At 32.9% G+C, this 15,721-nt stretch carries 16 protein-coding genes; 15 read left to right on the top strand and 1 reads right to left on the bottom strand.

The features are described from left to right. The first annotated feature begins 44 nt into the window (after positions 1 to 44). Positions 45 to 878: a flagellin N-terminal helical domain-containing protein gene (locus tag SMGD1_RS01610; protein WP_008340056.1), complete on the top strand. Its 834-nt coding sequence runs from the start codon at positions 45 to 47 to the stop codon at positions 876 to 878. A gap of 78 nt (positions 879 to 956) precedes the next feature. Beyond that, positions 957 to 1,628, top strand: a complete 672-nt coding sequence (locus SMGD1_RS01615; RefSeq protein ID WP_008340116.1) for a HesA/MoeB/ThiF family protein — start codon at positions 957 to 959, stop codon at positions 1,626 to 1,628. Here SMGD1_RS01615 and SMGD1_RS01620 read toward each other — a convergent pair. Continuing rightward, the gene (locus SMGD1_RS01620; protein WP_008340446.1) at positions 1,623 to 2,063 is read right to left on the bottom strand and encodes a c-type cytochrome; all 441 of its coding nucleotides are present in this window, start codon (positions 2,061 to 2,063) and stop codon (positions 1,623 to 1,625) included. The genes SMGD1_RS01615 and SMGD1_RS01620 overlap by 6 nt on opposite strands. A gap of 93 nt (positions 2,064 to 2,156) precedes the next feature. Between SMGD1_RS01620 and SMGD1_RS01625 the strand changes: the two genes are divergently transcribed. The 13 genes from SMGD1_RS01625 (at position 2,157) to SMGD1_RS01685 (ending at position 15,716) form a co-directional block, all read left to right on the top strand. Beyond that, the gene (locus SMGD1_RS01625) at positions 2,157 to 3,293 is read left to right on the top strand and encodes a succinyldiaminopimelate transaminase (protein WP_008339927.1); all 1,137 of its coding nucleotides are present in this window, start codon (positions 2,157 to 2,159) and stop codon (positions 3,291 to 3,293) included. Beyond that, entirely contained in the window at positions 3,290 to 3,790 is a 501-nt protein-coding gene (locus tag SMGD1_RS01630; protein WP_008340053.1) for a hypothetical protein, read from the top strand. The genes SMGD1_RS01625 and SMGD1_RS01630 overlap by 4 nt, the downstream gene beginning before the upstream one ends. Positions 3,791 to 3,794: 4 nt before the next feature. Beyond that, positions 3,795 to 5,108, top strand: a complete 1,314-nt coding sequence (gene murC / locus SMGD1_RS01635) for a UDP-N-acetylmuramate--L-alanine ligase (protein WP_008340097.1) — start codon at positions 3,795 to 3,797, stop codon at positions 5,106 to 5,108. A 2-nt stretch (positions 5,109 to 5,110) separates the two neighbouring features. Further along, a complete protein-coding gene (locus SMGD1_RS01640; protein WP_008339956.1) occupies positions 5,111 to 5,440 on the top strand; it encodes a hypothetical protein in 330 nt (109 codons plus the stop codon). Between the two features lie 199 nt (positions 5,441 to 5,639). Further along, positions 5,640 to 5,858 carry a cold-shock protein gene (locus SMGD1_RS01645; protein WP_008339977.1) on the top strand — a complete coding sequence of 73 codons (219 nt, stop codon included), beginning with the start codon at positions 5,640 to 5,642 and terminating at the stop codon, positions 5,856 to 5,858. A gap of 141 nt (positions 5,859 to 5,999) precedes the next feature. Further along, entirely contained in the window at positions 6,000 to 8,219 is a 2,220-nt protein-coding gene (locus SMGD1_RS01650; protein WP_008339965.1) for an endonuclease MutS2, read from the top strand. A 45-nt stretch (positions 8,220 to 8,264) separates the two neighbouring features. Continuing rightward, positions 8,265 to 8,702: a thioredoxin family protein gene (locus SMGD1_RS01655; RefSeq protein ID WP_008340071.1), complete on the top strand. Its 438-nt coding sequence runs from the start codon at positions 8,265 to 8,267 to the stop codon at positions 8,700 to 8,702. Next, positions 8,699 to 9,145, top strand: coding sequence for a hypothetical protein (locus tag SMGD1_RS01660; protein WP_139064115.1), 447 nt, complete (start codon positions 8,699 to 8,701; stop codon positions 9,143 to 9,145). The genes SMGD1_RS01655 and SMGD1_RS01660 overlap by 4 nt, the downstream gene beginning before the upstream one ends. Then, positions 9,138 to 9,908: a class D beta-lactamase gene (blaOXA, locus tag SMGD1_RS01665; protein WP_008340453.1), complete on the top strand. Its 771-nt coding sequence runs from the start codon at positions 9,138 to 9,140 to the stop codon at positions 9,906 to 9,908. Before SMGD1_RS01660 ends, blaOXA begins: the two co-directional genes overlap by 8 nt. Positions 9,909 to 9,930: 22 nt before the next feature. Beyond that, a complete protein-coding gene (locus SMGD1_RS01670) occupies positions 9,931 to 11,124 on the top strand; it encodes a BaiN/RdsA family NAD(P)/FAD-dependent oxidoreductase (RefSeq protein ID WP_008339985.1) in 1,194 nt (397 codons plus the stop codon). Between the two features lie 41 nt (positions 11,125 to 11,165). Then, entirely contained in the window at positions 11,166 to 13,166 is a 2,001-nt protein-coding gene (locus tag SMGD1_RS01675; RefSeq protein WP_008340059.1) for an ABC transporter substrate-binding protein, read from the top strand. Continuing rightward, entirely contained in the window at positions 13,156 to 15,030 is a 1,875-nt protein-coding gene (locus SMGD1_RS01680; RefSeq protein ID WP_188093532.1) for a sensor histidine kinase, read from the top strand. Before SMGD1_RS01675 ends, SMGD1_RS01680 begins: the two co-directional genes overlap by 11 nt. Further along, positions 15,027 to 15,716 (top strand): response regulator transcription factor, encoded by a 690-nt coding sequence (locus SMGD1_RS01685; protein WP_008339907.1) that lies wholly within the window; start codon positions 15,027 to 15,029, stop codon positions 15,714 to 15,716. The genes SMGD1_RS01680 and SMGD1_RS01685 overlap by 4 nt, the downstream gene beginning before the upstream one ends. The last annotated feature ends 5 nt before the right edge of the window (positions 15,717 to 15,721 follow it).

Here is a 15,721-nt window from a genome sequence, read left to right on the forward strand (position 1 = left end):
ATATAATAGTCCTTTATGTATGACTCCAATCCAAAGGATTTATTATGGGTTTTAAAATAAACAGCAACATAGGTTCTATGAATGCAAATCTACATTCAAATCTAAACAATATGGGTGTAAATAAAAGCCTTAGCTCTTTAGCATCTGGTTCAGCTATAAACTACGCTGCTTATGATTCTTCAGGTCTTGGTATTGCCAATCAACTCTCAGCACAAGTCTCAGGTCTCGGTCGTGCCATTATGAACTCTAATGAGAGTATAGGTATGGTTCAAGTGGCAGATGGTGCTCTTCAAGAGTATGGAAACAATTTAGATAGAGTTCGTGTGCTAACACTTCAAGCGTCAAACGGAACTCTAAACTCAGATGACAGAGCTATAATCCAAAAAGAGATAGATGCTCTTATGGAGTCAGCTGATGATATCGCAAAAACTACTAAGTTTAATGGTATAAACCTGCTAGACGGTACAGGTGGAAGTTCAGGAAACGGTACTTTTGTAACTCATACAGGGGCAGATGCAAATGAGACTCAAAGTCTATCTATTGGTGACGCACAGACTGCTTCACTACTTGGTGGAGTAATAGACGTAACAACACAAGCGGGAGCATCTGCATCTCTTAGCACTATTGATGATGCTATGAAGAGTATTGATGGTATGAGAGCTGACTTGGGTGCTGCTCAAAACCAACTTATGTCTAACATTAGAAATATTTCTGTGACACAAGTAAATGTAGCTTCAGCAGAATCTCAAATCAGAGATATTGACTTTGCAGCAGAGAGTGCAAACTTCTCCAAAATGAACATAATGTCTCAAATTGGTTCATTTACTCAAGCTCAAGCAAATGCTTCTACAGCAAGCGTAACAAATCTCTTTAAGTAGAAATGCCTAAGGCATTTCTACTTCCATCTATTACCAACATTTGTGATATAATCATTTTTTTTTGATAAAGGCTTAACTATGATGAAATTTTTTCACCGTCAGGTGCAACTATGGGGAGAAGATACTCAAACTCTTCTGCAAACTAAGAAGATTGCTGTTATCGGCTCAGGCGGACTTGGAAGCTCTTTAGCTTTTGCTTTAGGTGCTAGTGGCATCGGTGAGATTCATATGGTTGACTTTGATGAAGTTTCACTTCACAACATTCATCGCCAGATTGCTTTTAAAGTCGGTGATGAAGGTAAAAACAAAGCTGTGTTAAATGCCAAGCTTATAGAAGAAAGATGTCCTTATGTTAAGGCAATTGCTCATGAGTGTAACTTTGAAGAGTTTTCTAAAAAGAACATTGATGTTGATTTAATCATAGATGCTACTGATAATCTTCCTAGTAGAGCGGAGATTAATGAGTATGCAAAGAGTAAAAATATGCCTTGGCTTTATGGAAGTGTTGAAGCTTTTCATGGTCAGGTGTGTTTTATAGATGAGTCATCTTTTACAGATGCATTTAAAATTATTAAAAAAACACCGGCAGGTATTGCAGCTCCTATAGTAATGCATATAGCATCACTACAAGCAAACTTAGCTCTTAGATACCTAGCCGGTCTTAGTGTAAAAAAAGATACTTTATACTATCTATTTTTTAACGATGAGGGTGAGTTAATAACTCAAAAATTCGGACTTCCTAAGCTATAGCTTAGAGATATAGTCCGACACCGCTTTAATCTTTTCGGCATCTAGTTTAGTAGCTTGACCTTTCATAACTGCTTTCATAGTCCCACCATAAGTCCCATCTTTGTATCCATTTAGTGCTTCTGTCACTTGAAGAGCAGCCCAACCTTTGATTACTTTAGATTTTCCAAGTGCCGCTTTTTCAGCATTTTGACCATGACAGGCAGCACATGCTTGAAAAATAGCTTTACCACTTACTTCAGATGCAACTACGGCTACTGATGTTTCTTTTACAACAACTTCCTTCTGTTTTTCAACAAGCTCTTGCAATGGAGTTTTTGTAATAGCTGCCACCTCTTTTGAAACTTGTTTTGGCTCAGCTTTTTGGACCTCTTTATTGGCTTCTTCACTACACCCAAGTATAAATAATGCTAATACCATTGAAATAACTATTTTCATGAAAAACTCCTTTTTATTTTGTATAAGCATAGCGTTAAAGTGCTTCTAATAGATTTAAGATATAATTGCATTAATTTAAATAAGCGATAATACATGAATTTTGAACCATATCCATTTGAAAAACTTAATGATTTACTTAAAGATATCACGCCTAATAAGAACTATGCACCCTCAGCTTTAACTATTGGTGAGCCTCAGTTTGAAACTCCGGCATTTATACAAAACACGCTTGCAGATAACGCGCATCTGCTAAAAAAATATCCAATGACTGCAGGTGAAACAAATCTAAGAGAAGCTCAAAGAGGTTTTGTTAAAAAAAGATTTGGTGTTGAGTTAAAAGATGAAGAGATTATTCCAACATTTGGAACTCGTGAAGTACTTTTTAACTTTCCACAGTTTTTACTTTTTGATATAGAAAATCCAACTATGGCTTTTACAAACCCTTTTTACCAGATTTATGAAGGTGCTGCAATAGCTTCAAAAGCTAAGATGCTACTTATCAACATGGATGAGAGCAATAACTTCAAACCAGAAATTGATGAGAATGAACTCAGTAAATGTGATCTTGTAATCATTAACTTTCCAAACAACCCGACATCTTCAGTATTGACACTAAAAGAACTGGCTGAGTGGGTGAAACTAAGTATGAAACACAATTTTGTACTTCTAAATGATGAGTGCTATAGTGAGATCTATACAGATGAAAAAATTCCATCACTTTTAGAAGCTTCTATGTATGCTGGAAATCATAATTTTAAAAATATATTAGTAGTAAACTCTATTTCAAAACGCTCATCAGCTCCAGGACTTCGTTCAGGATTTATCGCAGGCGATAAGATGATTTTAAAAGAGTATATGAAGTATAGAACTTATGTAGGTTGTGCGGCTCCTCTTCCACTTCAAAGTGCAGCAAGCGTTGCATGGAGAGAAGAGATACACGTAGAAGCAGCCAGAAAAATATACAAAAAAAACTTTGCTCTTGCAAAAGAGATACTTGGCACTGAGATACCGGCAGCTACTTTTTACCTCTGGTTAAAAGTTGAAAATCCATTAGAATTTACAAAAAAATTATATGAAGAGTACAATGTAAAAGTTCTTCCAGGAGAATACTTAGCAAGAGAAGATGCTAAAGGCGAAAACCCTGGAAAAGATTTCATAAGAATAGCCTTAGTTGAAGACGAAGAAAAAACAAGAAGTGCACTAATAAGAATCAAGGAGTGTTTAGCATGAGCGTAGAAGATTTAAAAGCCAAGGTATTAGAGGCACAGAAGAACTCAGATATAGCCTCACTATATGTTTTAGAACAAAATGCACATGATACATTTGACGAAGAGACACTTCAAGGTTTTTATGCGAATATCTTAGATTTAGCACTTGAAAAACTTACGGACACACTTGAAGCTCATAGAGTCATGGATATGACTGAAGTTCAAGACTTTGCAACCATGAGAGCACTTTATGAGTATGCTATGGAATATTACCACTCTGGAAACATCTCAGATGCAAGTGCACTTTTTGAAGTATTAAGTGGTCTTTCTAATGATGATAAATTTTCCAGTGCACTAAAGTTTCATTGGATAGCTTCTGCAGAAAACATCAATCTTGACGATTTTATGTCTAAGATTGCGGATATGGATGCAACTCAAGATGCTGGTACGTTTTACATTAGTGAATTTACAAAAGAGGCACAAAAATTGCTAGACAAATCCCAAATAGATGGGGAGTAAGCGTATGAAAATTCATTTTATCGGAATTGGTGGAATAGGTATCTCAGGACTGGCTCAGTATATGCATTATAAAGGTCACACAGTTAGTGGCTCAGATATAGCTGACACAATCATCACTGAAAAACTTCGTAACCTAGGCATAAAAGTTACTGTTCCACATAGCGCAGATGCTATAGATTCCCAAGATTTGGTAATTCACTCAGCAATCATTCGCCCTGATAATCCGGAAATCATAGCTGCAAAAGCAAAAGGCATAGAAGTACTTGCTCGTCGTGAAGCTCTACTTCAAATCCTTGACACTTCAAAAGTTTACTCAGTTGCTGGCGCTCATGGTAAAAGTACAACTACTGCAATTTTAACAGCCATCATGAGTGGTTCTGCTATTATCGGTGCAGAATCAAAAGCATTTGGCTCAAATGTCAGATATGATGATACAAATGATATTATGCTTTTTGAAGCTGATGAGAGTGATGGAAGTTTTATTAACTCAAATCCTCACTGTGCAATTGTTATCAATGCTGAACCTGAGCATATGGAGTATTATGACTACAACTATGAGCTTTTTTATGACTCGTACAAAACTTTTATAAACTCTGCCCCGTGTCGTGTCTTAAATGCAGAAGATCCATTCTTAAGTACACTAAAAAATGATGTTGACGCTCATTGGTTATACCCTACTACTGATATTACAAATATTGAGTTCGTTCTTATAAACGATGAACCTCACACAAGATTTAATCTTAAAGACATGGGCTCATTTGATGTATGGGGATTTGGAAAGCATATCGCTTTAGATGCAGCATTGGCGATTTTAGCTGCAAATGAATCTATGGACATAGAAGAGATAAGAGCTAAGCTTCTTACTTTTAAAGGTATCAAAAAACGTTTTGATATAGTTGGAGCAGATGAAGGAAGCGTAATTATTGATGATTATGGTCATCATCCAACAGAGATAAAAGCAACCTTTGAATCTGTTAAAGAATATGCTGAACTTAAAGGCTTTGACAAAATCACAGCTATTTGGCAGCCACATAAATACTCTCGCACAATTGATAATCTTGAAGAATTCATAAAATGTTTTGAAGGTGCCGGGGAACTTATTATACTTCCAGTATGGTCAGCCGGTGAAGCGCCTCGTGATATCGACTTTAAAGAGAAGTTTAAGCACTATAACCTAACAATGGCAGATAATATTACCAGAGCAAATAACAACATCACTGTTATAAAAAATAAAGAAGCACTAAAAACTCTAGACAAAGGTCTTATTATTGGTTTTGGCGCAGGAGATATAACTTATCAAATAAGAGGGACTGCTTAAACATGGCATATATTGCAGGACTGGTAATTGTAGGGTTTTTCTTTTTAGCTCTACACTACTTTACAGAATTAACACGTAAAGAAAAAACTATGATTACTGTAGTAATTTTAGTTCTAGTTTTAAGTGCGGTAGCTTTTAATGCTTACAGCAATACACAAAGAGACAATATGCTAAATGTTGTTATGAAATTTAATCAGAACAAGACTGTGCAATGTAACGGAATAGACATTAACAACTCTAATTACACCATAAGTATAGGAACTTACACTTTCATAGGTAAAGAAAACACCCCCAATTATGGGCAAATGATTAGCGCTTCTTCTTGTGAATAGTTAAATATCAATATTTAACAACACTTTTTGAATTATTCAGCTATACTGTCTTCAATGAAAGATGATTGTAGTTACATCTTTAGTATGCTTTGTATTGATGACTCCTTGTTGACAGTAAAATTCACCTAAAAATAAACTTATATATTAGATTTTCAACCACCTTAGTAATAAGGTGTAAACAAACACACAAGGATTCACAATGGCAGAATTAGTAAATGGTACAGTTAAATGGTTTAATAGCGAAAAAGGTTTCGGATTTATAGAGCAAGAAAATGGTGGAAAAGATGTATTCGTACACTTCCGTCAAGTTAACAGCAATGGTTACGACCGTGTTTCACTAAACGAAGGTCAAAAAGTTACTTTCGAAATTGGTGAAGGCGAAAAAGGCCCTCAAGCAGAAAACGTTACAGGTCTGTAATCTTTCTCATTGAGCAGATTTTTTCTGCTCAATACCCTTCAAACAACTTCTTTTTAAAACTCTCAAATTAATCTTACTAATAATATAAATTTAGCTAAAATTGCAAACAGCAAAGCAATTAACTAGGTAAAACAATAAAATATGGCAACTGAAAAAACTTCTAAACTAGACTTACTAATAAATCAACTTGATTTAACTGAACATATAGAACAATTTAAAAGCTTTTTCTCACGAGATAGTTCTCTCTACATCGAAGGTGATCAAGAGTTTCATTTTCGTTATATCAAAGCACTCGACAACATAGAGTTTAAAGCTCCTCCAAAAATATCTGACTTTTTTAACATAAAAGGACATCTAAAAAAACGTGGTGTTCTAAACTTTGAACAAATTTTTGAAATAGTTAAGATAGTCAGATATTTTCGTTACTTTAAAAACCGTGAGCTTGATGGAATCATCGGTGAGTGGATGAATAAGTTTGAAGTTCCAGAGAAATTTCTTGAAGTTGAAAAGTATTTTGCAAACGATGGCAAGTTTGATGAAAATCTTGATGAGACTCTTTTTGGATTGAGTGCAAGAATTAAAGAGCATAAAAACAACATGAACACTTCTATGAAGAGAATGATGTCAAGTTCTAAACTTGCTGGTTACTTAGTAGATACTCAGGTTCACTATCTAAATGATGAGGAATGTCTTTTGGTTCGTGGTGGATTTAACCATGTACTAAAGGGTGCTGTAGTTGGAAGAAGTACTGGTGGTTTTTTCTATGTCTCACCCGATAGTATTCTAAAATCAAAAGAGCAGATTAGGTATATACAACAAGAGAGAGAAACAATCTTTTACACTTATGCTAAAGAATTTTCATCAACATTGGCTGAGATTCAGCCTTTTATAGCTTTTATAGATAAAGAGTTTACCAAATTTGACAATTATCAGGCCAGAGTTTTATTTGCCAAAAGTAAAAATCTTCAACTTGTAAAATCAAAAAATGACTCAAAAATTATCTTAAGTGATTTTATCCACCCTGCTATTCACAAACCAAAACCTGTAAATGTTGACTTTAGTAAAAACATACTTATGGTTACTGGTGTAAATGCCGGTGGTAAAACAATGCTTCTAAAAGCGATACTTGCATCTGCATTTATGGCGAAGTACATCATTCCTATGGCTTTAAATGAGAACAAATCACACATAGGAAGCTTTAAAGCTATTCTATCTATCATAGACGATCCTCAAAACGTAAAAAATGACATCTCAACATTTGCAGGACGTATGCAAGAATTCTCTAAAATCTTTGAGTTTAAATCTGCTTTAGTTGGTATAGACGAGATAGAACTTGGAACCGACAGTGACGAGGCGGCAGCTCTATTTAAAGTCATACTTGATGACTTGATTAAAAGAGGACAAAAAGTCGTAGTAACAACTCACCACAAACGTCTAGCTGCACTGATGGCTGATCGTGATGATGTAGAGCTAATGGCTGCCCTATATGATGAAGAACAGAGAATGCCAACTTATGAGTTTATGCAAGGAATAATCGGCAAGAGTTACGCTTTTGAGACAGCTAGCAGATATGGAATCTCGAATGTTATTGTTCAAGAGGCAAAAAGTGTCTACGGAGATAACAGTGAGAGACTAAATCTTCTAATAGAAAGAGGTTCACAACTAGAACGCGAATTAAAACAAAAACATAAAAAAGTTGATGATAGACTTGAAGAGTTGAGACTCAAAGAGCTAGACTTAAAAGAGCAAAGAGAACTGCTTTTTAAAGAGATACAAGAGCAGAAAAATGAGCTAAAAAATAGTTATGCTCTAGCTATAGATGAAGCAAAAACTGCCGCAAAAGCAGGAGATACAAAAGCCATTCACAGAGCGATGAACAAAGCAAATGAAAAGCTTCCAAAAGATAAAAAAGAACCAGTACTCAATAACTATTTCTTTAATGTTGGTGATTTTATAAAATACAGAAACAACAAAGGCAGTATAATCTCTATAAAAGATAAAAAAGAGGCTCTTATAGAAGTTGGTGGAATGAGACTTAGAGTAAAAACAAAAGATCTCAAACCTACTAAAAATATAGATGTAAAGCCACAAACAACTCTCAAAGTAAGCGTAGAGAAAAAAGCAGGTCTAAATTGTGACTTGCACGGTATGAGAGCAGAAGAAGCTGAAGAGGTGCTGGACAAATTTCTCTCAGATGCTCTCATTAACGGCTGGGACGAAGTTATTGTATATCATGGTATCGGAACAGGTAAACTCTCTTATGCAGTTAAAAACTTTCTATTATCTCATCCTAGAGTTAAAAAGTTCGAAGATGCACCACTGCATCTTGGTGGTTTTGGTGCTAAAATAGTTACTCTTTAAACAGTAATTATGATAATATTTTCTATTACCATAAAGGCTTTTTAAATGAAGATATTACTATCTATATTACTAACGTTTACATTTGCATTCTCGGCGCAGATAGATGAGTTTGCATCTGAGGTCAAATACTCAAGAGATTATAATTCTGCACTAAAACTGGCAAAGCAACAAAACAAGCCACTTATGCTTGTTGTTGTCGGTGACTACTGCCCTTGGTGTAAAAAGTTTGAGAGAAAAACTCTAAACTCTTCTTTAGTTCGAAGTCAAGTAAAAAAAGATTTTATACCTGTTATTATTGACAAAGCAAAAGACAAAGGGAAGTATCCGCCTAAGTTCAACTCTAAACTTATTCCTACAGTATTCTTTATAAATCCTAATACACAAAAACATGTTTTCGAATCACTAGGCTACTCGAAGGAAGTAGTTTTTGCAATAGATATGGATTTGGCTTTAAAAGCTTATAAAAAAAGTGAGAAAAAATGAAAACTTTTAAAGCACTTATTATTTTTCTTTTAATCCTTAGCTCGCTTAATGCCCAATCTTTTTATACACTCGACAATATCAAATCACTTAGTTTGTATATGCCCAATAAAGTTGGCTTTATGGATAAAGAGCAAAAGGATAGCTTAAAAGAGAGTGTCATAGAAAAACTAAAAAAAGCCGGTTTTATATTCGGAAAGACAGATGCCACAACCTTCATGATAAAAATAGAATCAATAAATGTTAATGATACTGAAGTTATACACGTACAACTTGCTTTAGGAGAAGAAGTTTTAACTTCCCGTCCTGGTAATATACACAGCTTCGCCCTTACCTATTTGGCAACTGATTTTATGGAGTCAGATGAACCAGTTAAAGATACAATAGAGTCAGTAGAGTCTTTGCTATCTGAGTTTCTAGAAGCTTACAAAGATGATAATGAGTAAAATAAACTATATTAATATCACTCTACTAATCTCACTTTTCTTTAGCTTTGCATCTGCAAATGATTCACAGTTTCAAAATATTTTTAAAGCAAGAGATGTTAAAGGTACACTTATCATCTCATCACTTAAGAATGATAAGAACTATGTGTACAATCAAGAAAGAGCGACGAAGAGATATCTTCCTGCATCAACTTTCAAGATTCCAAACACGCTTATCGCACTAGATGAGGGAGCAGTAAAAGATGAAAATGAAATCATCAAATGGGATGGTAAAATAAGAGCATATGATGCTTGGAACAGAGACCAAAACCTTAAAACTGCACTTCCTAAGTCTTGTGTCTGGTTTTATCAAGAACTAGCACAAAGAGTTGGAAATGACAAATACTTAAAGCATCTACAAAAGATAGCCTACGGCAATAAAAAAACAGGCTCCGATGTCTCTACTTTTTGGCTAGAGGGTGAGATAAAAATCTCTGCATCTGAGCAAATAGATTTTTTGAAAAAACTGTATAAAAATGAACTGCCATATAAAAAAGAGCATCTAGACATACTCAAAAAAATAATGCTAGTTAAAGCTGAATCAAACTACACAATAAGAGCAAAAACAGGACTCGTGGCAAAACATGGCTGGTATGTCGGATATGTTGAGACAAAAGTGCAAGTATGTTTTTTTGCACTAAATATAGATATAGATAAAAAAAGTGACATTAAATCTAGAAAAGAAATCGTTATGGAAGCCTTAAAAATTAAAAATATAATATAATTGCTAAAAGGTAAATAAGAGAATGAAAACTAAAAAAGTAGCGATTATCGGTGGTGGAGCTTCTGGACTTTTGTGTGCCATATTTTGTGCACGTAAGTCTCTTGAAGTAGATGTGTTTGAGCAAAACTCCAAGTGTGCTAAAAAGATTTTAGTATCTGGAAACGGTCGTTGTAACATTACTAACAGAAACCTTACTCCAAATGACTTCTTTAGTGATAATCCTTCTTTTGTAGTAGAAGCACTTGATAGCTTTGGTTTTGATGAGTTTAGCAAGTTTGCATCTAGCATCGGTCTTCTACTCGATGTAAAAGATGATGGAAGAGCTTACCCCCTTAGTAATGAATCTAAGAGCGTAGCTTCACTTCTTCTCTCTCACGCTACAAATCTAGGTGTAAAAATCCACACAGATGCAAAGATAACAGATATAAAAGAGCTACTTAACAAATATGACTCCGTTGTAGTTGCATCTGGTTCAGAGGCAGCTGAACATCTAGGTGGAAATGGTGATGGATATGAGTTTGCAAAAGAGTTTGGACATAACATAGTTCCAACATACCCTTCACTTGTACAGTTTCACCTAGACTCAAGCATCGCTCATAAGATGAGTGGAGTAAAAACTGTTGGGGATGTAACACTTCTTATAAATAACAAAAAAGATATCTCGACTAATGGTGATGTCCTTTTTACAAACTATGGTGTCTCAGGCTTTGCAATACTCGACATCTCTCAAAGAGCAAGTGTAGCACTTATGGAGTATGCAAAGGTAGATATCTCTATAAACCTGCTTCCATCTTTTAACGCTCAAAAGCTTTCAACTCATATAAGCAACTTGGCTAAGGCTATACCTGACTTCTCAGCTCTTGATGTATTGGCAGGACTTGTTCCTCTAAAGATAGCTCAAGGACTACTTAAAAGTATAGAAATACCACAAGAGACAAGTGCTAAAGATATCCACACCAAGCTTAGTAAAAAGATAGCTAACCAGATGCTAAACTGGCGTTTTGAAGTTACTGAGACTCATGGATTTCGTCATGCTGAAGTAAGTGGCGGTGGTGTAGATACACTAGAGATAAACCCAAAAACTATGGAATCTCTTAAACAGAAAAATCTATACTTCTGTGGTGAAGTATTGGATGTTTTAGGTAAACGTGGTGGGTACAATTTCGCCTTTGCATGGGCTAGTGCATTTCTGTGTGCAAAGGATATAAGCAAGTAAAATGTCATTTTTGCTCTATAATGATATGATAAACTCTGTTTATGCAAAAAACTATTTTTATTCTACTTTTTTTTGTCACATTTGCTCAAGCACAAGAGAGAAATGTGACGTTAGTACTTCCTTGGAAACATCAGTTTCAATTTGCCGGTTACTATATAGCAAAAGAGTTGGGGTTCTATAAAGAAGCCGGCTTAAATGTACATATCAAAGAATACGATTTAAAAAGAGATAATACAAAAGCTGTCTCTACACAAGATGTTGATTTTGGTATTGGTCATTCTTCACTAATACTAGACAAGCTAAATAAATATCCCAATATAGTTTTATTAACTGCAATACACCAATCATCCCCACTTGTTTTGTTATCTAGAAAAAGAGCAGATATAACTTCACTCAAAGATATTTCTGGCAAAAAAATCATGATGAGCCGTGATCAAACCTATACAGCTTCTATAAATGCAATGTTATCATCCGAGAATCTAAAAGCAAATAGTTATAAAGTTATAGACACTAGTTTTAACCCTATAGATTTAATCAATGGTAATGCAGATTTGATGATGTCATATTCATCAAATGAGCCTTTTGCTATGAAAGAAAAAGGTTTAGAGTATACTATTTTTGATCCAAAAGATTATGACTTCAACCTTTATAGTGACATACTCTTTACGTCATCTCAAATGATAAAAAATAATCCAGATACTGTTGAAGCTTTTTATCAAGCAACTATGGAGGGTTGGGAATACGCTTATTCACATATAGATGAAAGTATAGAAATAATTTTACAAAATTACAATACTCAATCTAGAAGCAAAAAGGCTTTAGCTTTTGAAGCAAATACTCTTAAGAAGTTGGCATACCAAGAGAAAATTCCTTTTGGCAATATATCTGATATAAAAGTAAAGGAAATAATAGATATTTACCATATACTTGGATTAATTACAAAAGATCATAAAATAGATTATTCTAAATTTATATATCAATCATCAAATAATTTAAAATTTAAAGATACAAAAGAGATTGATAACTTTAATTTTATTTTTTTATATAGCATATATTTTAAGATTTTAATAATTGCTTTGCTTCTAACTATCTTTATTGGCTTTTATTTTAAACGTAGAATGGATAAAGTTCTTGCTTTAAAAACTGCTCAACTAAACAAACAAAATAATATATTTAATAAAAATATATCTTCTTCAAAAGCAGATATAAATGGAAAAATCACTTACGTTTCAGATGCTTTTTGTTACATTAGTGGATATACAAGAGAAGAAATAATTGGTAAAACACACAGTATATCAAGAGATAAAGAGATTCCCTCTGATATTTACAAAGATTTATGGATGACAATTAGCAGCGGACATTCATGGAGAGGTGAATTAAAAAATAGAAAAAAAGATGGTAGTCCATACTGGGTTGATACTGTTATATCTCCCATCTTTGACAGCAAAAACAATATAATTGAATATGACTCTATTATAACGGATGTAACACTTAAAAAAGTACTAGAAGAGTTTAACAAAAAACTTGAAATAGAAGTAAAAGAAAGGACTATAGTATTAGAAAACTTGGCTATTACAGATAAACTAACAAATATCTATAATCGCCTTAGACTAGATCAAGAATTATCATACAACTACAAAAACTATCTTCGTTATGATAAAATTTATTCTATAATATTGATTGATATAGATTTCTTTAAAAAGGTCAATGACACTTATGGTCATCAAGTTGGAGATGAAGTTCTTCAGAAGGTATCATTTATTATGAAAGAGCTTATTAGATCTACAGACATTCTTGGTAGATGGGGCGGAGAAGAGTTTATGATTATATCTCCAAATACTGATTTAAATGGAGCATACACACTTACCCAAAATATTCGCTCAAACATAGAAAATACTATATTTGATAGTGTTAATAAGGTAACCATAAGTGCTGGTATAGCGCAGATAAACTCTAACTTAGATGAAAAAAGCATCATTACTAAAGCCGACGAAGCACTTTATAGAGCAAAAGACAATGGAAGGAATAGAGTTGAAAAATAAACTTATTTTACTTTTTTTTATATCAATATTCACTCTCCTAAATGCGTCTAACTTAATCACCATAAACTATGGTGAAACTAAAATCAAAAACTTTAATATCGGCTTTATTAGAGACACTAATAATTCAATAAATATTAATAATATTCAAGACTCAAAATTCACTACCGTTGCTAATATGCACTCATTTGGAAATACACCAGATACAGTATGGTTAAAATTAGATATAAAAAATGTTACTGATATTCAAAAAGAGATATTTGTGCATAATGATTTTGCCTATTTTTCCAAAGAAATAACGATATATGAATATAAAGATAAAAAGCTTATAGATCAAAATGTTTATAAAATATTTGATGATAAACAAGATAATAAATTAACAGGAAGTGTTTTAGTTTACAAACTAAAACTTGAAGAACAAGCTAGTAAAACACTATATATGAAGATAGTTCCAAATGTTACACATATCTATAACCTAAATATATATGATGATAAAACTCACCTAGAAGCACTTATAAATAAAGGTCTGATATCTAATAGCATCATTATAATTCTACTCTCTTTAGCTTTTTACAATATATTTTTATACTTTTTTGTTAGAAAAAAAGAGCTTATTTTTTACTCTCTTTACCTTATAAATGCTTCTATTGGTCTTTCTTATATGTATGGTTCCATCTTTCATAATTTAGGAGTTTATGGCGAGGAAGTTTACTGGATAAATATTACAGCTATTTTAGTCTCTGCATTTTTGGCACTTTTTGTAAAGTCAATTTTTAACTTTAAAAAAGAGAATAAACTTCTACATAATCTTCTTAACTCAATTATATACATAGCTATCATAGATGTTTTAATAGCAATTTTTATAGATTTACAACTTAGTATTCATTTAGTTGCTATTGTATTTTTTTATTCATTTGTGGTTATCTATTTTGTTGGGTATACTCTTTATAAACAAGAGCATCCTCTTGTAAATATTTTTCTAACAGCATATACGATTTATATAGTAGGTTTTGCAATAACTATTCTATCTTTTAATGGTGTAACCCCCATAAGTACATATACATTCCATGCTTCTGGGATTAGTCTAGTTTTAGAAGCACTTTTGTTTTCTTACCTAATTTATTACCATATAAAACTACTTGAAAATAGATTTTTAGAACAACAAAATATTCTAATACTCAAAAATCAAAAAGCTCAGATGGGAGATATGATTGAAGTAATCACCCATCAATGGAAACAGCCACTAAGTACTATAGGCTCTATCATTATGGTTTTGCAGTACAAAATAAACGACAAGATTGAAATATCATCTGAGTATCTAAATGAAAAGCTAACTCAAGCTAATGAAAATGTTTATTTTTTATCTGAGACTATAGACGATTTTAAAAACTTTTTTAACTCAACAAAAGTAAAAACAGAGTGTGATCTTAACAAACTTATTGAAAAAGCCATTTCACTTAGTAGGGATACTATTTTAGCAAATGAAATCACAATCAAGTATGACCTAAAGTTCACAAAAGAAGTATCTTTATTTGAAAATGAACTTCTTCATATTTTATTGAATATTATTCAAAACTCTAAAGAAGCATTTAGAGATAATAAAATAAACTCTAATAGTATTAAGATGATAAAGATTATCGGTAGAACTCAAGATGATATGACATACATAGATATTATAGACAACGCTGGTGGTATATCTGAAGAGAATTTACCCTACATTTTCCATGAAAATTATACAACAAAAGAGAAAGAAAAAGGTACTGGCTTAGGACTTTATCTATCTAAAGTAATCATAGAAGATCATATGAATGGATCGATTGAAGTTACTAATATCGGTGAGGGAACAATGTTTAGGATTATATTATGACAAATGATTTCAAGCTACTTTATGTAGAAGACAACAAGGTAGTAAGAGATAATTTTGTAGAAATATTCAGTCGATACTTTAAAGATATAACAACTGCAGACAATGGTAGAGAAGCATTGGAAATATATAAAAAAAATAACTTTGACATTGCTATACTCGACATATCTATTCCTGAAATCAATGGATTGAGCTTAGCTACAAAAATAAGAGAGATGAATAGGGATATAGAGATAATAATGTTAACTGCATATGCCGATCAAGAAAAATTACTTCAAGCTATAAACCTAAGGCTATTCTCATATCTTGTAAAACCAATAAAGCAAAATGAGCTAGATATTACTCTTAAAGAACTTATTAGTAGACTTTCAAAAGGCTCTGCATTGGAGTTAAAAAATGGTTACACTTGGAATATTAAAATAGAAAAACTATATTACAACAATTCTGAAGTAAAAATAACCAAGAATGAAATATCTTTAGTTAAATTTTTATCTGCTAATTCACTTAGATATTATAGCGCTTGTGAAATAGCAGATGAAATATTTGGCGATAAAAAAGAGAGTGATGGTAAGTGCAATAACACCATTCAGCTCATCTCAAGATTTAAGAAAAAAATGCTAAACTTATGCAATAAAGAGCACTTTTTTATAGATAACATTTATGGCCTTGGCTATAAAATAACTTCATAGGATTC

This window comes from Sulfurimonas gotlandica GD1, from assembly GCF_000242915.1.
In the GTDB taxonomy this organism is placed as follows: Bacteria; Campylobacterota; Campylobacteria; order Campylobacterales; family Sulfurimonadaceae; genus Sulfurimonas; species Sulfurimonas gotlandica.